The 20,604-nt window shown below is 39.7% G+C and carries 20 protein-coding genes; 11 read left to right on the forward strand and 9 right to left on the reverse strand.

The window, feature by feature from the left end:
• Window positions 1-30: 30 nt before the first annotated feature.
• From GVY42_RS15980 to GVY42_RS16010, 7 genes are all read left to right on the forward strand, one after another.
• Entirely contained in the window at window positions 31-282 is a 252-nt protein-coding gene (locus tag GVY42_RS15980; RefSeq protein ID WP_131469365.1) for a hypothetical protein, read from the forward strand.
• Window positions 275-1,429 (forward strand): MobP2 family relaxase, encoded by a 1,155-nt coding sequence (mobP2, locus tag GVY42_RS15985; protein ID WP_159563757.1) that lies wholly within the window; start codon window positions 275-277, stop codon window positions 1,427-1,429. The genes GVY42_RS15980 and mobP2 overlap by 8 nt, the downstream gene beginning before the upstream one ends.
• A 9-nt stretch (window positions 1,430-1,438) precedes the next feature.
• Window positions 1,439-1,888, forward strand: coding sequence for a hypothetical protein (locus GVY42_RS15990; RefSeq protein WP_159563756.1), 450 nt, complete (start codon window positions 1,439-1,441; stop codon window positions 1,886-1,888).
• A 5-nt stretch (window positions 1,889-1,893) separates the two neighbouring features.
• On the forward strand, window positions 1,894-2,181 hold the full coding sequence (locus GVY42_RS15995) for a hypothetical protein (RefSeq protein WP_159563755.1): 288 nt from the start codon (window positions 1,894-1,896) through the stop codon (window positions 2,179-2,181).
• A gap of 4 nt (window positions 2,182-2,185) precedes the next feature.
• Complete coding sequence (locus GVY42_RS16000) at window positions 2,186-3,622, forward strand: ImmA/IrrE family metallo-endopeptidase (protein WP_159563754.1); 1,437 nt, start codon at window positions 2,186-2,188, stop codon at window positions 3,620-3,622.
• Window positions 3,623-3,759: 137 nt separating this feature from the next.
• A complete protein-coding gene (locus tag GVY42_RS16005; RefSeq protein ID WP_159565699.1) occupies window positions 3,760-4,668 on the forward strand; it encodes a hypothetical protein in 909 nt (302 codons plus the stop codon).
• Between the two features lie 433 nt (window positions 4,669-5,101).
• Window positions 5,102-5,401 carry a hypothetical protein gene (locus tag GVY42_RS16010; protein WP_159565701.1) on the forward strand — a complete coding sequence of 100 codons (300 nt, stop codon included), beginning with the start codon at window positions 5,102-5,104 and terminating at the stop codon, window positions 5,399-5,401.
• Between the two features lie 275 nt (window positions 5,402-5,676).
• Here GVY42_RS16010 and GVY42_RS16015 read toward each other — a convergent pair whose 3' ends face one another.
• The 6 genes from GVY42_RS16015 to GVY42_RS16040 form a co-directional block, all read right to left on the reverse strand.
• A complete protein-coding gene (locus GVY42_RS16015; protein WP_159563706.1) occupies window positions 5,677-6,285 on the reverse strand; it encodes a helix-turn-helix domain-containing protein in 609 nt (202 codons plus the stop codon).
• Between the two features lie 222 nt (window positions 6,286-6,507).
• On the reverse strand, window positions 6,508-9,078 hold the full coding sequence (locus GVY42_RS16020; protein ID WP_159565703.1) for a DEAD/DEAH box helicase family protein: 2,571 nt from the start codon (window positions 9,076-9,078) through the stop codon (window positions 6,508-6,510).
• Window positions 9,075-11,003, reverse strand: a complete 1,929-nt coding sequence (locus tag GVY42_RS16025) for a site-specific DNA-methyltransferase (RefSeq protein WP_159565705.1) — start codon at window positions 11,001-11,003, stop codon at window positions 9,075-9,077. The genes GVY42_RS16020 and GVY42_RS16025 overlap by 4 nt, the downstream gene beginning before the upstream one ends.
• Window positions 11,004-11,447: 444 nt before the next feature.
• Entirely contained in the window at window positions 11,448-11,750 is a 303-nt protein-coding gene (locus GVY42_RS16030) for a hypothetical protein (protein ID WP_159563830.1), read from the reverse strand.
• Window positions 11,751-11,887: 137 nt separating this feature from the next.
• Window positions 11,888-12,085 carry a hypothetical protein gene (locus GVY42_RS16035; protein ID WP_159563829.1) on the reverse strand — a complete coding sequence of 66 codons (198 nt, stop codon included), beginning with the start codon at window positions 12,083-12,085 and terminating at the stop codon, window positions 11,888-11,890.
• 402 nt (window positions 12,086-12,487) lie between these two features.
• A complete protein-coding gene (locus GVY42_RS16040; RefSeq protein ID WP_159563828.1) occupies window positions 12,488-12,943 on the reverse strand; it encodes a RadC family protein in 456 nt (151 codons plus the stop codon).
• Between the two features lie 370 nt (window positions 12,944-13,313).
• On the opposite strand from GVY42_RS16040, the gene GVY42_RS16045 reads away from it, so the two are divergent.
• The 3 genes from GVY42_RS16045 to GVY42_RS16055 all read left to right on the forward strand — a co-directional run bounded on the left by GVY42_RS16045 (window position 13,314) and on the right by GVY42_RS16055 (window position 16,269).
• Window positions 13,314-13,655 (forward strand): YolD-like family protein, encoded by a 342-nt coding sequence (locus tag GVY42_RS16045; RefSeq protein ID WP_236549007.1) that lies wholly within the window; start codon window positions 13,314-13,316, stop codon window positions 13,653-13,655.
• 131 nt (window positions 13,656-13,786) lie between these two features.
• Window positions 13,787-14,830, forward strand: a complete 1,044-nt coding sequence (locus GVY42_RS16050; protein WP_159565707.1) for a DUF4238 domain-containing protein — start codon at window positions 13,787-13,789, stop codon at window positions 14,828-14,830.
• Window positions 14,831-15,522: 692 nt separating this feature from the next.
• Window positions 15,523-16,269, forward strand: a complete 747-nt coding sequence (locus GVY42_RS16055; protein ID WP_159563821.1) for a hypothetical protein — start codon at window positions 15,523-15,525, stop codon at window positions 16,267-16,269.
• Between the two features lie 138 nt (window positions 16,270-16,407).
• Here GVY42_RS16055 and GVY42_RS16060 read toward each other — a convergent pair whose 3' ends face one another.
• The 3 genes from GVY42_RS16060 to GVY42_RS16070 all read right to left on the reverse strand — a co-directional run bounded on the left by GVY42_RS16060 (window position 16,408) and on the right by GVY42_RS16070 (window position 18,999).
• A complete protein-coding gene (locus GVY42_RS16060) occupies window positions 16,408-16,701 on the reverse strand; it encodes an IS3 family transposase (protein ID WP_159563822.1) in 294 nt (97 codons plus the stop codon).
• The gene (locus GVY42_RS16065; protein ID WP_159563823.1) at window positions 16,698-17,207 is read right to left on the reverse strand and encodes a helix-turn-helix domain-containing protein; all 510 of its coding nucleotides are present in this window, start codon (window positions 17,205-17,207) and stop codon (window positions 16,698-16,700) included. Before GVY42_RS16065 ends, GVY42_RS16060 begins: the two co-directional genes overlap by 4 nt.
• 1,633 nt (window positions 17,208-18,840) lie before the next feature.
• Window positions 18,841-18,999: a hypothetical protein gene (locus tag GVY42_RS16070; RefSeq protein ID WP_159565709.1), complete on the reverse strand. Its 159-nt coding sequence runs from the start codon at window positions 18,997-18,999 to the stop codon at window positions 18,841-18,843.
• Between the two features lie 380 nt (window positions 19,000-19,379).
• Here GVY42_RS16070 and GVY42_RS16075 point away from each other — a divergent pair, with 380 nt between their 5' ends.
• Window positions 19,380-19,754 (forward strand): hypothetical protein, encoded by a 375-nt coding sequence (locus GVY42_RS16075; protein ID WP_159565711.1) that lies wholly within the window; start codon window positions 19,380-19,382, stop codon window positions 19,752-19,754.
• Window positions 19,755-20,604: the final 850 nt, after the last annotated feature.

Consider the following 20,604-nt stretch of genomic DNA (forward strand, 5'->3'; position numbering starts at 1 on the left):
TATGTATCCTCTAGAAAGGTGGTCAGGCAGATGGATCTGTTACTCCGCGACATCGACCCCGTCATCGTGAAGCAGATCGATGAATGGGCGAAGGAACACAACCGTTCCCGGCAACAATATTTGAAAGAATTGCTCGCCTCCTGGTGCGCGAACGGCATCCAATCGACGCAGGTCGAGCGACTCGAACGACAGCTCGAGGCGAACACACTCCACTTGAAACGGAGTGCGGACGAGCTCGCCCAGGTGACCCGTTTGTTGAGTGAGGTGATGCAGGATGCGTGAGACGCCGGGTGTCGTCATCAAGTCGAAGTTCAAGGTGCCGGGCACGAAAAAGAAGTCGCGTCGCTACACGACGTACCTCGACTACATCAATCGACCGGACGCGAAAGACAGTCGGGAACAGTTCGAGACGTATCACGACTATATGGAAGACGAGACGAAATCGAGTGGTTTGTTCACACGCGAGGAAGATCGATTGAACGACGAAAAACGTCGCGCCGTCCGCGACATCTTCAAGCATGCGCAAGAGAACGGGAGCATCCTCTGGCAGGACGTCATCTCGTTCGACAACGCCTGGCTGCGCGAGACCGGTGTGCTCCACGATGACCTCGTCGACGAGAAACGATTGATCCAGGCGACGCGGAACGCGGTCGATTCGATGCTCCAAAAAGAAAAGATGGTCCACGCCTACTGGACCGGTGCCGTGCATTACAACACCGACAATATCCACGTGCATGTCGCCATCGTCGAGACGAGCCACATGCGCGAGCGTGGCAAGCGAAAACCTAAATCGATCGAGCTGATGAAGTCGAAGGTCATCCATTCCCTCGCTGACCGGACGAAAGAACAGGAGAAACTGAACGCGTTCATAAGAGACGAACTGGTCGCCCATAAACGGAACCGGAAGATTCAAACGCTCCCGAACCGTGTCCTGCATCCCGAACTCGTCCGTCAGTTCAAGGACATCTATGAGCGGTTGCCGGAAGACAAACGACAGTGGCGCTACAACATGAACGGGATGCAGCCGATCCGTGAATCACTCGACCGCCTGACCGACCGCTACATCGACATTCACTTCAAATCAGAGTTCCAAGCCTTCAACGAGCGGCTCGAGCAGGAAGTGTCGTTCCATCGTCGTAGCTACGGCGACACGGAAAAGGCCGAGCGGTACCGGACGACGAAACGACAGGACCTCTACAGCCGGATGGGGAATGCCATCCTCTTTGAGATGCGAGACTTGTCAAAAGAACAGGCGACAGTTGAGAAAAATGAAGCCCTCAAACATCCGGTCCGACGCGCATTTAACCAACAAAAGATATTCAACGAATCACTCTACCGGATCGAGCGACACATGAACGATGAGTTCGAACATTTGAAGAACCAACGTGCTTTTGAACAGTTGGAACGGGACATCGAATATGGAAAGTGAGGGAGGACGATGGAAGAGTTGAGACAGATCCGTCTTCGATTGAAGCCGGAGACGGTCGCGTATTTGGAAGAGTTCGCCGACGACAAACGCTTCGGTCATCTCGGTCAGGTTATCGACCATATCGCAGACGAGCATAAACAACTGGCTGACGAGAAGTGGGACATGCAGTTCCTCACCCGCTCGATCAGCACACAGGTTTCGCATCATATGGAGGAGTTGATCAACGAGCAGGTATTGACGGAACTCGAGCGGATCCGTCTCGCCGCGAACCGCTCCGACCGTCACGGTCAGATTCTGACAGAGCTCCTTCAGGCGCTCCTGCAGACCGAAGGCATCGAGGACATCATGACGACGGACCAGTTTAAGCCGACGTTCCTCGCGACGGCGGAACGTGTCGTCCAGGAACGTATCGAACACCAAAAACAGAAGAAGGACACACTAACTTTTGAGAGAGGATGAACCTTATGCAACCACTTGACCGTCCCTTCACGATGGGACAACTGTTGACGCTTCAATTTGATACCGTCACGGTCCTTATTTATGGAAAACGGTACGACATCCCGGTGTCCGTTTCCGAGCACCAACTTTTGACCACCGTCGTGCAAGACGAGGTCGTCTTGCTTCCCGTCAATTTCGAGCGAACACGGCTGTTACTCGATATTTCAGATACGTCATCGCAACTCGAACGTGAACTGAATGAATTTACGGATACTGAAGAATCTGTCACCGATTTGTTGAAGGAAGGAGTCTGACACGATGGCCAAGATGAAGACGAACGAAGAACGGAAGGCCGAGCTCGAGGCCTTGACGGAACAAATGGGAAAACAGATCGACAGCTACTTTGAGAGCCCAGAAAAAATTCGGGAACATCTGCAGTTCCTCGGCAAGTTCCATCAATACTCGATGCGGAACGCGATCTTGATCGAGTCCCAGTTCCCCGGAGCGGTCGCGGTCGGCTCTTATCCGTTCTGGGAGAAGCAAGGGGCACAGGTACAAAAAGGTGAGCGTGGCATTAAGGTGTTCGTCCCGAACCCAGTAACGTACGCCCTGCACAAAGATGAATGGGTGCCGCTCAGCAAGGCACCCAAGCCAATCAAGGACGGCGTGAAACAAGGACGAATCCCGTCACGTAAGATGATGTACTTCAAAATCGGTCACGTGTTCGAATACACGCAGACCGACGCGCGCGAGAAAGGGATTGAGGTCTCGGACATCTTCAAACGGTATCACCGAGACGGCGGGCTCGAGAACGAACAAGACATCCGTGACGCCTTGACGACGCTCGCGGATGCCCGGAATGTGACGCTATTGGAGGAACCGCTCGACGAGATCGGGACGGCGAAGGGTTGTTACTATCCGGAGCTACATGCGATTGCCTTGAACCCGCGAAACACATCGATTGAGGACATCAGCGTCCTGATCCATGAGCTCGCCCACGCGGAGCTGCACAACCAGGAGCGGAATCTTGAACGAGACCAACCGCTCACGGCACCCGAGAAGGAGTTCCAGGCCGAGATGGTCGCTTATGTCGTCTCCCATCAACTAGGGTTCCCAACGGATGACTTCTCGCTCTCTTATCTGGCCGGTTGGACGAAAGACAAGGAACTACTCGACAAAGAACAGCTGTTGCAAGAGGTCCATCAAACGTCCGCGACCTTCCTTGACCATATCGAGTCACATTTAGAAAATGTTCACACCTTAGAGCATGAGAAGGAACAGACCCCACTTGAATATATCGAGCAGCTAAATCGGCGTATGGGATGGAAAGACACCGACCTCACACTCTATGAGCGAGTACATGCCGTACAGAGTGTATTTCCTGAGGAAGTGGAATCCTATCTGAACGCAAAAGCGACCCTCGAGACAAACCTGAAAATAGATCGTGTCGATGAGCCGCTCATGTATATTCATGACAAAGGTCTTAGGTTTCAACAGTTCGGTGTCGCCAATAATCATGACTTCAGTGAAGATCAGCTTGTGGCTTATACAATGGCCTTACCGAATCAACCGTTGGTGAGCGGTCACTTCGACCCAGAAAGTGCCGTACATCCCTTACACCATCTTGAAAAAACCAATCGCTTGGAGAGAGCGGTCCTGAAATCGCTTGAAAATAACTGGTATGATGTGTTGCTCGAAGAAGAAAAAGAACTTTCATCAAGAACTGCATTGTTAAATATAGAACGATTAATCTAGTTTTTATTAGCATAGGACTATTCAAAGTCCTATGCTAATTACTTATCAGCTTTATAATTTGTTAATATTAGAGTAATCAAATTCATCTTTGAATATAAATAACATCTTTTTACATAATAATGAATCGAGGAAATGTAATGAATTTAATGAATCAATTGAGTGAAGACGAATTAAGGGCTTTTCGACTCGATGTAGAATCTTTAGTTCTTAAAACTAAATCTTCATCGCAGTTGATGTTTGGATTGGCTGGAGATGACTACAACAAAGGTGTATCCCCATCTTCAAAGAAAACTCCTCTTCAATTCCTAAAATTTTTATTTGGTGCTGGAGAGTCTACTCAATCCCAAAGTGAGAAACAAGAAAAACATATAAATGAATTCGAACATCACTATTTTGATGTATATACAGAAATGGCTGTGTCTACAGTTGAAAATTCATCTGTTTACGAAAGACTATCTTCAATAGTGGATGCATATATGGAGGAAGATTTAAGTACAGTGGTTTGGAGCAAACTTGAGGAAAAGAGTAAAAAATTTATTATTACTGCTGAAGTGTTGAGTGATTTTTTACATATGTTTGATGATCAGCTAGATTACGCTTCTCCAACACTGAGTTATTGTAAAGCCGTTGAAAATGAATTAAATGAGAAGTTCACTGAGCCATTCAAAAGATACTATAAGTCTCAAAATAAGCGTCTCAAAAAAGAGGACTATGCATCGAAACTGGCTGTTATATTATCACGTCCAAATACTAATCTCACCTTAGGAGAACATACATATATTTTAAGAAGAATACTAAATAATTCATCAAGATTAGAAATTGAATCAGATTATAAATCATTCCTAAATATTTTAGACGTTACAGATTTTAAAGAATTGAATAACAAAATAGAAGCTATCACCAAGCTGTATAGAAATCCTTCTGGTCATACAGGATTAATAAAACAGAGTCAGTGTATAGAATGTAGAAAATTAGTAGTCACACAAAATGGTGTACTGAAGCAACTCATTACTGAAAGTATCAATAGTGCTAATAATTCTTACTAAATTCATCATCGAAAATAGTAGTTAATAGGAGTGAACACTTATTTTAAATAAAATAAAAAATCATGAAGCGTTATTCATATTCTCACTTACTGCGTTAGGTTATTTATGCACGTACCTATTTCAATGGGGAAAATTCCACTACTATTCTATCCCTAGATCTTTTATTGAAATTAACTCAAACACTCTTACAGGATCTTTAGTGTTCATTATGATTCTTGTAATATTATCTACCATATACCTAGGTTTCATTAAAAAGAATCAAAAGCTAAAAAACATAAAGAACTCCCTATATGCCAAGGTAAAAGTTTATGATCACTTCGTGCAATTAATCCTAATTCTAGCTACCGTCATTTTTTCATTTTTAGGAATGCAATCGGGTTATAATCCACATTATTTTCTATTGGCAATCATTTCACTGATGATATATTTATTATTGAAAAAATATGAGTCTTTGTTGGCAATATGCTTTGTCGCTTTCATTTTATTCACTGTTTTTGATATCGGATATTCTATCGCAGAAAGCGAATCAACTTATATCGTGATGAAAGATAACTCTACCAATCAATCTTATGTGGTTTTGAGTGTTCAGGGTGCAAGAGCGATTGTCGCCAAAGTAGATTTAAAAAGAAGTACAGTTTACCCTGAATATCAGTTAATAAAATTTGAGACGGACAAATTAAATGAACATACACTGTCACTTAAAGAAATTAAGAATTTAGAAGTCAAAAAATAATGTCAAGGAATATCATTCGATCGAATGGTGTTTATCGCGTGGCGCTCGAAGCTCACGTATGAGTCCTAATCAACATTCCTTCTCCCATGCCCCGTCTTCAGACACACCCCAATCCTCGAACAGGTATTGAATGCGCCAATTGACATGCATGACTTTGTAATATGTGAGCTAACGACAACGACGGAATGGTCGGGGAATGATTTTAACTTGGAAATTAAAACAATGATGATTGTATAAAAAGACATCCTCTATTTTAAGAGAATGTCTTTTTATGTTCATAAACGTTTTCGATTCACTTTATCGAGTCGAATTTTCTCGATCAACGCGTGGATGATCTGTTCATCTCTTCCAACGAAATCTTTGTTGAAGGGAATACGCTCCCCTTCGAACATGAAGTAGTCAAGCAGGTGTGGGACTCGCGGTGTCGCGTATCCCCACGTGTGCTTCGAGCAACGTTCCCATACCTCGGCTCCGAACTCTTTTGAATAGCGCATATGCTCGACGGCAGCCTTGACCTCTGATTTCTTTAGGACGAAGTAGTCCTCGAAGACGAATTTGCCGAGAAGCTCGTACCACATCTCCTCGCGAGTCCGTTCTTTGATCGCTTCTACATCGACTTCGACGTGATACGGGGCCTCTTCTTCATTCTTGACGACATCCCGCGAATCCCCTGTCACCGACTCCGGATACAGCTCCCATCCTTCCGGCATCCGTTCTTTGATGAACTGTTCGAGCGCCTCTTCACTGATCCGATAGCCTTTTTTACGCGACTCGAGCGGTTCTGCCTGGATTACGCCTTTTCGTACCCAGCTACGGACCGTCTCCTTATGAGTCGTGAGCTTGTTCTTTGATAAGATTTCAAATGCTTCGTCAATCGTATACATACATATCCCCCTTTAATACAATGATGATTTCATTAAATAATACCATGAACATTGTATTAAAGTAACCTATTTCGAATTGATTAGAAATTACTAAATGGATATCAAACAAATACACCATTCCGGAGAATGGTGTTACTCCAAATCAAACTTTAATTAATTCGATGCATGATTCTCAAGTTTCACAATAAAGGAGTGTTATTTTTCAAGTTAATTAATAAAACTTTAATTCAATAATTTATTTTTAAAGTCTTCTTGAAATTCTAATTTTTTATCTGGTTCAGCCATGTAAAACTTTACGCCTATAAGCCTTACTTCTTCATTTTCTGATAAGACTTCGAAACTTTGATGTTTAGACAGTGCAAGAAGAAAGTCTTCTTTCCATTTATCTTGTTCGTATAGCAATTTATTTTTGGGCTCAAGAAATACTTGATAAGTAGTCTCTTCGTCTTTTAAATAAAGTAAAAAGTCTGGCATGAAACCTCTTGTACCATCAATTTCTACAATTTTAATTTTTCTTTCATTACGAATTAAGTAGACTTCGTCATACTTATTATTTAACTCGTCCATATAGCTATTAATAAACTCAATCATATTTTGTTCTAGACCATTAACTATAGCTTGATTGAAAATATACCAATCATGCTCCCTCATATTTTTCGGTCGAACAACCTCAGTCGTCACTTTTCCTCGAACTTGGTTAATTTGAACATAATAGTCTTTGATTACATCTTGAAAATGAACTCCATAAAATAATGGCGTCCCCTTCTCTTTCATATAGTTCAAACGAATTTTATTCTGAGTATTGAAAAGGAACTTCTCAATAATAACTAATTTTTGTTTAGGAGTGAGTTGCTCTACTAAAAGACCTATAGGCAAAGTTAACAGTATTTTTACTCCACTTAAAAAATTTTCACTTTCAATAAATTGATCCGCACTTGAGATACTTGGTATATATTTTTTCAGATTTGAAAAGTGATAAAAAGGATTACGCTGAATCGCTTTCTGCCAGAGGACCTTATCTATACTTAGTTCTACAGTATGAACCCGAGTAGTGGTAGTTTCTCCGTTTACTTTATACTCTGTTTCTTTTGCTGTCTCCAAATCTGTTTCATAAATAGATGCTACATTATAGCTATTAAACGATTGATAGTCTTCAGGCGTGGTCGGAACCACTTGATTAATATAAATTTTTCCGGTTTGATAAAGATCCGATCGTTTAAATTTTGGTTTTATAATCGCATCATACCTTACACTTCCATCCTCTTTAACTTGAATGTTTGCAGTCTCAAGTGATTTACTTAAATTTTGAATGTAGGAACTCTCGTTAATTGTATGATAGTGGAGGGTTTCAATAGCTTTCAAATCGCTATCGATTAAATCAAATCTTCGTTGGTATGATTGGTTGTTTTCATAAATAAATGGGTAATATCTTGCCCCCCTACCAATAAGCTGCGCTTCACTATCTGTAGTCTTTCTAGTTCCAGTGGCTCCTTCACTAATTCGTACAATATCGTAAAGGTTAAGCACATCCCACCCTTCATTCAGCTTGGCAACTGCAAAGATAGCACGGATTGGATTATCTGCTTCTTCTAACGTATTTAAAAGCAAAGTATTTTCTACCGAAAGAAATTTTGAGTCATTGGCATTCATAAGGTTTTTATCCGTGAAATCCCATTGAATATCTCTAATAACGTTAATCAAATCTTTATCCTCGTAGTACTTAAACATTTTATTCCATATACTAGTTGTTTCTTTATATACTGCTAACCCATGTTCAATAGTCTTTTGGAGTTGGCTAATTGATAAATTTTCAACTATTTGTGAAAATGACCGATGTGTCTTAATAGATTTGCTAATATTGTTAGATTTAAAAAGAATAATTGGCTTTAAGTCAATTCCATAATCTTTTGCAATGTATTTCCGATATTGACTTAGCAATACTGAATGAAGCATTTTCTGATGATCTTCTTCGTTTGTCTGCAATAGTACAACATTTTTTGAGTAACCAGATTCCATAAATCTTTTCAAATCATATTGATATACGATTCGATTTTGTAATTTTTCAAATAAAAACTCATTCTCCAAATTAAGTGTGGCACTGAAACCCAAAAGTCGATTTTTTGGATTTAATGAAAGCAATTGTTCTATAGTACGCTCCCATGAGCGAACCTTTGCTTCCTCTTGTGTTACACTTTTTTGATTTCTACGGGTTTCGGCAAAATAATGATGCGCTTCATCTGCTAACATGACAATATTCATTTCTTCCAAAGTTTCGAAGGTCACTTCATTTTCTTTCGGCTCCATTAAGTTGTTATGAAGACTTTGGACGCTTGTTACTTTTAAGTAAATCGTGTTTGGAGCTGGCTGATGAGGAAACGTATCAACTGTTTGAACTTGAATTTTATTCCCATCTAGAACTATACCTTCCGGCTTAAAAAGGTATTTAGGAGAAGTACTGTTCGTCAAATTGTTTCTAGTTTTCTTTACTATGGCATCACTATCTGCAAAAAATAAGAAATTTTGATAGCCATGTTCTTGATACAAATATAGAATAGAAGCGGCGAGAATTAGTGTTTTTCCAGATCCAGTCGCCATATGAAATAGCTGATTTTGAAAAGAAACATCAGCTTGTGGAGAACGTTGAGTATAGATTAAATGTCTTAATGCTTCTTCTTGATAAGGTCGAATTGTATGATTGAGATTCTTTTGTAAATAATCAGGTACTTCCGGCGGTTGATCGAAAATATCTTTAAACCTCTCTTCAATACGAGTATGAAGAATTTCCTTACTCATAATTCCTCACCAACCTTTTTATAAAAAGAATGATTAAATTTTTTAACAGCTTCGGAAACATTAAATTTAATGTCGTCAATCTCTGAATAGTTTAAATACAGCTGGTTAATATCAAGTACTTCGATTAACAGTGCTTTTTTATCGCTTATAGGCAATTTAGTGAATTCACTATCTTCATTAGTGATTTTTTCTATATCTGTTTGGAAGTTCAAGTAAGCTGTTTGCTTCATTTGGTCAATTATTTTTAGTAAATCGTCGTCATTACCTGCTTGTTGAATAAGTTCTATATACTCCATATTAAGATTTTGTAATTCAGCATAAACAAAGCTCCCTCCGCCTTGCCAATCCATTGCTTTTGAAATGCCACCCTGTTCTCCCTCAATTACTTTCTTTAAACGAGGAACTGAAACGGTTTCTATATAATCCATTTGCTCAACACCTATAAACTGTCGGTTCATCTTCATTGCAACAGCTTGAGTAGTTGCCGATCCCATAAAGAAATCAAGTACCAAGTCGCCTTCATCAGTCGCCAATTGGATTGCTCTGCTCACTAAATCTTCCGGTTTAGGATTTTCAAATACTACTCTGCCAAATAAACTTTGTTGATGTTTAGTTCCATTAGTTGTCGTTCCAGTCCCGTCCCAAATGATTGAATCAACAGAATCTGGTACGACATTATTCCAAAGTGTAGTAGCTGCTTTTCCTTTACTTTGATCTTGTGCATCTTTTAAATAAACTTTTAGTTGTGGTTTTGTTAGTCCACGTGCGCCAAATCTAATTCTGTTATCTGCTAAAAGTTCTTTATAGTCTTCTTCTGTAGTTCTCCAATGTCTTCCTTCAGGTGGTCGATAACCTTGTCCTGTATTTGGGTTTTCAATTATGTATTCGAGATTTTTTCTAATATTAGGCGCATCAAATGGCTCTACTTTATATGGTCCTCTACCATCATCATCATTTAAATTGAATCCATCTACATCTAAAAAAAGTCTAAATTCATTTTTATTTATTGCATTTTTATTTTTTGCGTACACTAGTACATGGTTGGTAGATGTAGAGATTAAGCTATCGCTAGATACCGACTTCCTAGACTGCCAAGTAATATCAGCAATAAAGTTATCCATATCGAAAACACTATCTGCTAATACTTTTAAATAATGTGCTCCTTCAGAAGAAATCGTAATATATATAATCCCTTTTTCAGCCATTAAATCTTTTGCTACCTCTAATCTATTTTTCATAAAAACTAACCAAGAAGAAAGCTTGAAATTTGAATTATAAGCAAAGGTATCAGCAGGTTTATTTTCATTAAAAAAATAAGGTGGATCTATAAATATAGCTTTAACTTTCTCAGCATATCGATTCTTTAATGAATGTAAAGCAATTAAATTATTCCCTTTTAAAATCAAATTATCTTCGTCTTTAATTTCTTCAACCTCATGCTCTCCGTCAGAATCAATTTTTTTTATTTTAGTCAATACTTTAGGAGAAAACATTACATCAATTTCTTCTCTTGCAAGAACACTATGATAATAAACTTCTTTTCTTCCCACCTCTTCTTTTGTCATTCCCCCTTCTAGCACACAATCTTTATGCGGGAAATCCAATACAACATCAGAATCGTATTTTAAATACTTGTTTTGACTCGTCAAACCGACTTCGTTACCAAAACGAGTGTAGCTATTTTCCCAGTAGCTCTTAAAGCGAATCATATTCACAAAATCATCTATTTTAAATACGGTCCCTTCACCGATTGAAAATGAATATACTTTCTTTATCTCTTCATTGGCAAAAAGGTCATTTATCAAATCTTTTCTGTAATCTCTCAAAGCTTCAATAACTTTTGATTTTAGAAGATTTCCCTCACTCCAAAATTCAGGATAATTAGATAAGATTTTTTTTATTTCTCCTTGCAATTTAGTTTCCATCAAGATTCTCCTCTAATAATTTTATTTTTATATAAAATAAATTAATTACATTACCATTATAACAGTATGTCTTATCGCATAATAAAATAACCTATTAGTGTATTATTTTCAAACTTACTTTGAAAATGCATAAACATTTACAAAAACACCATTCGGCTGAATAGTGTTCCTTGCGTGGCGTGAGACACGCCCACGCTCTTGCTTTTTGCGTTGTTCTTACGCTCCGTGCCTCCCGTTAGAAAGGGCCAGGAACATAGAGATGCGGCTTGTGAGCCAGCAGCTCTTGTTATCGGGCCGTCAGGGGGGCAGCGGTGCGATGAGCGACTTCGCCAAGAGGTGCTAGACGCTCACGCATGAGCCCGTATCACCATTCTTTCTCCCATGCCCCGTCTTCAGACACGCCCCAATCCTCGAACCGATACTTGATGAGCCAATGGACATGCATCACTTCATATTCGAATGTACCCTGTGATAGCTCTGAGACGACGAAGCTGACGTCTCCATCCGCCACCACCCATGTCCGTAGAGATACACTTTATTGATCGGACGCTCTTCCGCATCCAAGTAGATTACCACCCGGAAGTAAGGCGAGTTCCGTCCTTCATCGAACCGGACAACCTTCTCGACGCAATGTTCCCTGTCGACGACACGTATCCATTCGGGACGCGCCATTAATTCAGAGAACACGGTCTGGACGAACGGATCCAATCCACCGAACGCATAGTCATCAAGTAACCGCTCGTCCATCACGTCTCATCCCTTTCAGTTTTTTATAGACCGATTCCCGATACTTATGTGATTCACGCTTCGTCCAAAGACTCACTAGATAAAAATGTATACATGTATACAAATCTACAAGTATACATGTATACATTTCGGAACAATCAGTTATGTACTTGAAGCGTGTTCGTATTAAAGAAGACCGTCATTTGTTTCAATCGTTCCCCTTCTCTCACTTCACAAAGGATATCCATACTTACCAACTCGAATGCCTCAGGATCGATATACATCCGTTCAGGAAGTCTTCTAAGCAATACCTCTTTCATTTCTTCAATCGTTTGCTGGTCCAATTTGTGATTCATTTGAATCATCCTCTCCTGTTGATAGCTCAACGATACCTCGAATCGGACCACTCGACATCTCGCCTTGTTTCATATAAGCCCTGGGCTTGTTTAAAACAAGCCCAGGGCTTACGTAGGAAAAATGATGATTTTCCCCAAACAAGCACTCATTTTTTCACCATTCCAAACATCGCAAATACACATTCATGAAAAAACAGAGCACCGTGATTTCTTTATGTCTTTGACTTCTCATCAAAACTATTTGTTTTCGCCACGCGAAAACATTCCTTTTCCCGGATCCGAATTCTGGATCCAGGCGAGAGCAACGCGAGTCGCCAATCTTGTAAAAGAAAAACGTATGTTTTTCCTCCTTGCCCTTACCGGACGGACCAGGACCGGTCCCCCGGCCCCGCTCCTTTCCATTCAACCCATGTAACCTCGCTGTTTCATGCTGACATATGACTCGTCCGCACCGAGGATGAGATGGTCGAGCACCGGGATGCCGATGAGGTCGCCCGCCTCATGTAAGCGCTCTGAGACGAGTATGTCCTCTCGGCTCGGGCTCGGGTCCCCGCTCGGGTGTTGGTGACAGGCGATGATACAAGAGGCATTGTTCAAGATGGCGCATTTGAAGATTTCCCGCGGATGGACGACGCTCGAGTTGACGCTCCCGACGTGCGCCCGATGAACACCGATGACCCGATTCTTCGTGTTGAGCATGATGACGAGGAACACTTCACGGTCATCATCCCCGATGAAAGATGCCCCGATTTGTCGGGCGTTGTCGGGTGATTGGATGATGGCGTGCTCGAGCGCGACCATTTCCTCTCGAACCTCTTGCTTGATACGGATGACCTCGATGATTGACGAAAGTTCCATGTTGGTTTGTCCCCTTTCGGATAAGCTGTCCTCAGAACGAACACCGTTGTGCGTCCTGTTGACGGGAACGAAGCGAGCGTCGGGAGACGGTGCAAGGGCGACCGCAGGGAGAGCCTCAAAAAAATGCGTAGAGCAAACGAAGGACCAGGCTTCCGTAGCCAACGAGCGAAAAGCCTTGCTTTGAGCCAAAAGCGAAGGAAGACGGGCCGGAGGGCGCGTCATTTTTTTGACGTCCCTTGCACCGGCGACCAGCGAGCTAGAGTACGGAAACAGGACGCACGAATCACCAATCACGAAAAAGGCTGTTCAAACAAGGTTAACCGGGTATAAAATAAGAACAAATGTTCGTTTTATTAGGAGGATGATTTTTATGACGATGTATCGCGATCGAGGCGAACTGAAATGGATCCCATTTCTCATGCCCGAACACAGAGCCCTACTGACGAAATACTATAAAGAAATTCAAAAGATTGAGATGCCTGATGTCGACGAACAGGTCCTATCGGTTTATGAGAACGTTTTGAACGATGCGATTTTCAGTGGGGACGTGGTCGAGGTGAAGTATATGGAAGAGCGGGAGATGAAGCGGTTCAAGGGGTTCGTGCACCGGACGAACTACATGGAGCGGACCGTCGAGCTGGCCAATCAGCGGGACGGAATCATCTATGTTCCATTCGAGGCAATCATTCACGTGGAACAATCGATAGACTAACGAACTGGCGACTGTTCAGAATCTAGCCTATCAAGAATGTATTGTTTAAATTAATTCGAATAACGAATTCAATTACTTTAAAATTAAACTGTATGATTTGCTTTTAAAAATAAACTGAAAGGACTCAATAAATGAAGCAAAATCAAAAGCAAAAAACAAACCAACATTATGTTCCTCAATTCTATCTGGAGAATTTTTCTAAAAAGAATAAAAATACTTATCAAATAGCTGTTTATGATAAAAAACGAAAAAAATCTTTTGTTTCTAATGTAAGAAATGTTGCTTCATCTCGTTATTTTTATGATTTCCCTTCTGTGGATCAGATGAGAAATCTTGTAGAAGGAGAAAAAGACGCTGATCATATTCTAGAAAATTACGGTAATGATAGTTTCTTTCATGTACAAATGGTCGAAAACTATTTTTCGGATGAAGTTGAAGCTCAATTCAAGGGTTCCTTGTCTAAATTAAAAGCTAAATACACTCTATCTAAAAACCCATTCGAATTGAGAAACATCTTTTCAAATGAAGAAAAGCAAGTTTTATCACACCATATTGCACTTCAGCTAACTCGAACGAATGAATTTCGCAAAACGATTTTAGAAGCTGACGAAAAGGTTATGAAAGCACTGACTTTTATGATAGCAAAAAGCCAGTTTCCTAACGTAACTCAAAATGATTTTGAAGTTGTTAGAAAAAAAGAATTTGAAAGTATAACACACGCATCTCATATGTTTGATGTTGGAGAAAGTGTTGCACAGGCTCTGTTTAACCACGTATGGTTTATAGGGGTTAATGAAAGTACATTACCTATCTACACGTCAGACAATCCAGTGGTGCAATATTCTCATGGTCCTCAAAATGAACTATTTTCATCAGGAGGCATTGCTTCATTCGGTACAGAAATCGCTTTTCCGATAAATGAAAAATTAATTCTTATTATGTATGAAAGAGAATATTGGGAGACTGTAGGTAAACAAAGAGAAAATATTTTCATTTCTCTAAGTGAATCAAATATTACTTTCTATAACTCTCTACAAGTTTTCCAGTCTAATTCTCAGATATATTCTGCTAATGAGGAATTTTCAACAATCAAAGAAATTTTAGAGCGCTCACCTGAAAAAATTCAAAGATTAGAAAAAGTCGAGGTTTTCGGTGGCGGAGAGAAAATCCTTTAGTCACGTCCTTTAAACGAATGTTAAAAAGACATTTTCAATAGTTGATTCCCATTAAAATGTAAAGGGCTGTAAATAGACCTTTACATTTTACCTTCGTTGTTTTTAAACTCATCTTTATTATCAACGTTTGTTTTCTGTCATACTTAATAAGTAAACAAATAAATAAAAAAGAAGGTCATTCATCACGAGAATTAGATGTATATAACAGAACTTGTCCTCACAGGTAAATGAACTAAAAAAACTATTACACAAAGGTTAAAATTTGAAAAATGTTTAGACTATATAAAAAAGGAGATAACATAGTCTTCTGAAAGCTAAATCGTTTAGACCGTACAACAAATACTGTATTTATTGTCTAACTTTTCGTTTCAGTTTACTGCGATGGTATTTTTGTACTGTCACATGAATTTCAGTTAATTCGTTTTTTCTAAAAGGACTTTCTTATTGTGAACGGAGGAAAGATTTTATTATTCAGAAGCAATAAACAAACATTTTCTTCTTAAAAAGATCATTTACAGCCTGATTTTAGATTATCACAAACCCACTTTTCGACATCGGAATGTATACAAAATTCAAAAGTTTAAATTGACTACATGTGGTATTAAAGATTAAAGTACGAGAAAATGATAAGGGCTATATTGTCTCAAAATTTAATGTTCATATTACATAAACAAAGTAAAGTGGTGATATTGATGCAATCAAATGAAATTAAAGTTACTTCATTCCGCGTGTCACAAGAGGTCAAAGAACACATTCAACGTCTAACGGAACAAAGACAGCTGTCGACAAACCAACTGTTCGAGCAATTGATAAAATTAGCCGAACAACAAGCACCTGATCCCTTAATTATAGAAGAGAATACCGCGCTTGAAGCGGCATTGAATCAAGTCCTCGCCCTCTTTAGTGAACGAGCCGCAAGACTTGAATCTCAACAGAAAGAACATAAACGAGTCAGCACTCGTTATAAAAATACCGTTCAATACCTCGAACAAAGCGTAATTGCAGAAACAGAACAACTCAAAGAAGAGTACGAGCAAAAATTTTCATTACATAAGAATGCGCTCACTCAATTACAAGACCAAATCAACCAACTAATCACTGAAAAAAAACTCGTAGAAGAAACGTTCGAAATAGAGCGGAACTCATTTAAAGAAGAATTAAAAGAGCAGAAAAAAAGAGTTTTTCAACTAGAAAATGAATTGAAAACACTCGAGCAAGAACGAAGCCATCTCAATCGCCAGAATCAGAACCTGATGGACGTAATCGATGAAGTGAAGTCACGTACGCACCGGAATAATCAGCTCAAGGAAGAAAATCAGAAGCTTCACTTGGAAGTCCAAATCCTACGGAGAGAAAAAGAAACGTTTGAAGTTCGTTTACAGGAACAAATAGAACTCGCCGTTCTTCGTGAAAGAAATATGCAATCAGATAGAGGTTAATATGTAGCAAAAACACCCCAAAACTTGCACCTGTCCAGTATGCAATGAAATATCATTTAGACGACTTCAATCTTCTAATTCTGAAAAAGCTTAACCCCTTTGAACTGAACCAAAAAAGTTGGACACTAAATAATTTTGTTAAGCGACCTTTAGAACCTGCGTCCAGTATTCAACCGGGCCCAGGTTTTTTAGTCGTTTCTTGATGCGACGATGATTGTAATACTCGATGTAGCGCTCGAGGAGCGCATGGATGCGCCGATAGCCACAACGTCCTTCGTGTGCGTGGAAGAGGGTCCGGATTGCTTCCTTCACGTCTGCGTACTTATCATCGGCCGTCAGGCGCGTCCGCCAATAGTAATAGACGCTTCGAGCCATATCGAGCACCTGGAGGAGCCCCGGTACAGGATAGGTCGTCCGTAGCTCGTCGATCACTTGGGCCTTGATCCGGTTCGTCGCGCTTCCTCTTCTTGAACCAAGGCTTTCAATTTTTTTAACGCTGCGTTCTCCATCTCGAGGAACTCGATCCGTTCCTTGAGCTTCTCGACCTCCGTCATTTCTTTGGGTTCCTGCTTCTTCCGTCTCGCCATCGGGGCACGTCCTTTCGGCTTGGCGACCAGTCCCTCGGGTCCCTCCCGTTCATAAGTGGATCGCCAGTTGGCGATCATCCCGGGAGAAGAGATTCTGTACTTCAGGGCCGCGTCCATCAGGGACATCCCGTTTTCCGCCATGTCTTTTAGTACCCTCAGTTTAAACGTCTGTGAGTGGACTGTATAGGACAGAGCGAAAATCGTCTCGCCCCACCGTTCGTAGAGAAGCACCCATAAACGTACCTGATGATGACTCACCCCGAACTCTTTCCCCAACGTTTTGTAGCCATCCTTATTTGTCAGGTAGCGTTCGACAATTTGAATTTTCAACGCCTTTGTGAATTTGGTCATAAAAAACACCCCATAAAAGTTGGATTTTTATGTCCAACTTTTATGGGGCAGTTCACCTTTTGTCATTTTTTAAGACAGTCATGTATGTGCGTTGTTAGTTCAGTCGGTGCATTATCGAGACAGCGTCCGATGCAGGCCATGCTACGGTGACAACTTTTTTGTACCACTTTCATTTCTGTCAGATGACAGAGAACATGTCGGTTGTCTTCTCCCTCGTACTTCTTAGTTTTGCTTTCTTTATGGCCGTTATACTGATTTATATACTTCTTAGAAACACTTCAATTGAATTCTTTAGAACAAGTTTTCGGATTTAATAAAATAGTCATTCTCAACAGTAATCTGTATCTTATGCAAAGGGCCTTTAAAAAAACTTATGCGCCTTGAGGGAGATGATCCCTGTACTGTACAAGAGTCATCTTTTTCACGTTCCACTGGTAGTGATGGTGATTATAGTAGCTAATGGTCCTACGACCCCCATTACACAAAGAGTAGAACATCGTGCACGCCTCTAATTCGGTGAGTGATGTCCTTGAAATTTCCGCATGATACGTCAGATGCACTTCAGGTTCATCGACACACCGACATGAGCAGATAGAAACATCCTGATCTGCCTAGCCCCTTCTTTCGCTTCTTGAAGTGGAACACCTTCAGAACGAGGTCACAAAGAACCATGTCTTTCACTTCACGTTCCTATCTGTCCTGTACCCTCCGCTTTGAGAAATAGGCGTGGTATCCCTGACGTTACACTCCGACCACGTGACAGAGATAGCCGACCATCCCTTTCATTCTGTGCTTGATGATGACACCTTGAATCAACTCGTATTTTGGTGATGCACTTAGTCCTTCTTTCCCCTCCCTTTCGCTAGGCGGATCTGCATTAATAGTTCGGCCTCGGCTTTTAACAGTTTGTTTTTTGGCCTCTAGCTTTGCGTACCGTTCCTCCGTAGACAGTTCTTCATCTTTGCTACGTCATGAATTGCCTACAGCTCAGACCCATTACCCGTCTCTATTATAAGGCGCTAACCCGCATCTCCTATAAGAGTTTATGCGCGAAGTACCAACCAAACCCGCAGTCACGAAAGATTTCTATCGCAAATCGTCTATCAAGCATCTGTACTATAAAGAGTTCTTTGAACTCATGGGTATCCATGATTCCTTTCGGTCTCACGGCCTTGACGTATTTATTCGTGTCCAACTCATTTATATCTTTCGCCGTAAACAGTTTCTTCGACATCTCAAATTCACTCCCGATATGATTTAGTTCAGTGTACACAAAAACCCTGAGTAATAGACTTTTTAGTGTCTATTACTCAGGGTACAGTTTATTTCAACCTATACACTTTTTAGCGAGGACTTTAAACGCATTGGAGATATTTTACTAATCTATATCATGTAATTGTTTATTCTAATTTCAATAGTAATGAATAATATTAGAGATAACATAAATTCGAGAAAATGAACCGTCATGTACGATGATAGCGTTTATAAAGTAACTTACATTTTCCCAAGCATAATTCCTATCAATGTTGATTCAAATTCACCACTACACTTTAAAAAAATCGCCTCTCTGAAGTTAATAAAATATTCTGTTTGGACCAATCTTACTTTGTGCTAATTTCAAAATATCACCAATTTATTTTTTCATTTCCTTATTACTATTAATCTCACGTTTTTGACAAACACCTCTTTCACTCTGTTTGCCATTTTTCACTGCATAGTCTGGCTTGTAGCCTGCAATACGTCGATTTCGTTCAATAAGAATTTTCAACGCGAGAGTTGAATCTAATTTCACTTGTATACCTCCATTGTTACTCCAAAAGTATTTTTCATTAATCATGAACACCAATTTAGCACGTACTTTATACATAAAGTTTTCAAAAATGGAATAACTCCAAGACAAATTGTAAGAATCACCTTTATTACACTCATTTATAAATTGACCTTAAAATGATTACTGATTATCTAACCACTAAACAAAGTAGCCTAACTTAATCTTTGTTCTCTCTAGATATTCGCTTAATCGGACTTGTTTTTCCGTGTGATTCATAATAAAGTCTTATGATTGTGGTTTATGTTTGCGATTCTACTTTTTCATTATTTAACTGAGAACATATCTGATTTTGAAAATTTCAAAAAAATATTTTGTATAACCTCTTCATAGGAGGTAAAAACATGAACCCATATTTCCAAGCAGAACAATTAATTTTTGAAATCTCTAGTCTAGCTATCAAAGCATGGCAACAAGGTGAGAAGAGATATTTTAAAAATAACCAGTTAACTGATGTCCTTTTTGTTTTAAATCAGTCCGATTTTAAAATGGAAACATTAAAGATCCTTATCAGTACTTATCCTGATTTGTTTAATAATATCACTATACATAAGGTCACAAATGCATATGCCATCTTTAAAGACTACATTCTTGAACTTATTAAATCAGACTTAGATATGCGAGAGCAATACTCTACTGAATTACTAAATAGATTAAATAATCTCATCAAAAACTTAAACGAGCTTGATTGGGAAATCTTCAAAGTTCAAGAGAATTAATATTTCTATCTAGAATCAAATTAAATCTAGCGTTAAAGTTTCTAGAGTTTAAACTACAGTTACTTGTCAGAGATATCACACCTACCTCGGTGTTTATTGAATCAACTTAGACAGAGGTCTTTCGTTTTACTTTTTCGCTCTACCGTACAGGTACTATTGAGGGCGAAAGTTCAGATGGAGATGCTTTCTTCAAAGTTTACCTTGTCAGTGGCTTGTGATGTCATCCAACACCTCACTGTTTACATAATTTGCTTTATCAAGCCTGGACATATAATTATATATTTCTCCATCTTCTAAAAGATTCATGGCAATCTCTTATCTAAGCCAGCTAATCAGTCTCGATATCCTCCAAACAAATTGAGTACATACCATACCTGCGTATAATCGTTTAAGAAAATTGAGAATTAAATCTCATACTTCAGATTGCTTTGAATCTTTCTCGTCGCGACGACACCTCGAGTCATAATGAGCTTAAACTATCTCCATCAAACCTGACTTTTCAAGAAGGTGGAGTTCGTTATTTGTTCGATTTGATTTATATATCATTTGTTATTTGTCGAAATACTTGACGACAATTTGACAGCTATTTATGTCTAATGAGTCCTATCCTTCAAAAAACACAACAATTTTTTTGAAAATGAAAATTTTATTGAATCTAAATTTAGAGTCAATAAAAAGAGAGGGAGGAAACAGATGAACTGAACCCCGAATGATAGACACTTGAAAAAAGTGCATCATTCGGGGTTTTTCGTATGGATACGAATCGCTACAATGAACCTATTCATTCAGACGGGAGAAACAACCATGAGTAAAATCCTCTTCAACATGACTCAAATCAACCAGCTCGAAG

This window comes from Exiguobacterium sp. 8A, from assembly GCF_902506275.1.
In the GTDB taxonomy this organism is placed as follows: Bacteria; Bacillota; Bacilli; order Exiguobacteriales; family Exiguobacteriaceae; genus Exiguobacterium; species Exiguobacterium profundum.

Coding starts and splice junctions, on each gene's coding strand:
- GVY42_RS15980 (WP_131469365.1), top strand. CDS start 31: ATGGATCTGTTACTCCGCGACATCGACCCCGTCATCGTGAAGCAGATC.
- mobP2 (WP_159563757.1), top strand. CDS start 275: ATGCGTGAGACGCCGGGTGTCGTCATCAAGTCGAAGTTCAAGGTGCCG.
- GVY42_RS15990 (WP_159563756.1), top strand. CDS start 1,439: ATGGAAGAGTTGAGACAGATCCGTCTTCGATTGAAGCCGGAGACGGTC.
- GVY42_RS15995 (WP_159563755.1), top strand. CDS start 1,894: ATGCAACCACTTGACCGTCCCTTCACGATGGGACAACTGTTGACGCTT.
- GVY42_RS16000 (WP_159563754.1), top strand. CDS start 2,186: ATGGCCAAGATGAAGACGAACGAAGAACGGAAGGCCGAGCTCGAGGCC.
- GVY42_RS16005 (WP_159565699.1), top strand. CDS start 3,760: ATGAATTTAATGAATCAATTGAGTGAAGACGAATTAAGGGCTTTTCGA.
- GVY42_RS16015 (WP_159563706.1), bottom strand. CDS start 6,285: ATGTATACGATTGACGAAGCATTTGAAATCTTATCAAAGAACAAGCTC.
- GVY42_RS16020 (WP_159565703.1), bottom strand. CDS start 9,078: ATGAGTAAGGAAATTCTTCATACTCGTATTGAAGAGAGGTTTAAAGAT.
- GVY42_RS16025 (WP_159565705.1), bottom strand. CDS start 11,003: ATGGAAACTAAATTGCAAGGAGAAATAAAAAAAATCTTATCTAATTAT.
- GVY42_RS16030 (WP_159563830.1), bottom strand. CDS start 11,750: ATGGACGAGCGGTTACTTGATGACTATGCGTTCGGTGGATTGGATCCG.
- GVY42_RS16035 (WP_159563829.1), bottom strand. CDS start 12,085: ATGAATCACAAATTGGACCAGCAAACGATTGAAGAAATGAAAGAGGTA.
- GVY42_RS16040 (WP_159563828.1), bottom strand. CDS start 12,943: ATGGAACTTTCGTCAATCATCGAGGTCATCCGTATCAAGCAAGAGGTT.
- GVY42_RS16045 (WP_236549007.1), top strand. CDS start 13,314: ATGACGATGTATCGCGATCGAGGCGAACTGAAATGGATCCCATTTCTC.
- GVY42_RS16050 (WP_159565707.1), top strand. CDS start 13,787: ATGAAGCAAAATCAAAAGCAAAAAACAAACCAACATTATGTTCCTCAA.
- GVY42_RS16055 (WP_159563821.1), top strand. CDS start 15,523: ATGCAATCAAATGAAATTAAAGTTACTTCATTCCGCGTGTCACAAGAG.
- GVY42_RS16065 (WP_159563823.1), bottom strand. CDS start 17,207: ATGACCAAATTCACAAAGGCGTTGAAAATTCAAATTGTCGAACGCTAC.
- GVY42_RS16075 (WP_159565711.1), top strand. CDS start 19,380: ATGAACCCATATTTCCAAGCAGAACAATTAATTTTTGAAATCTCTAGT.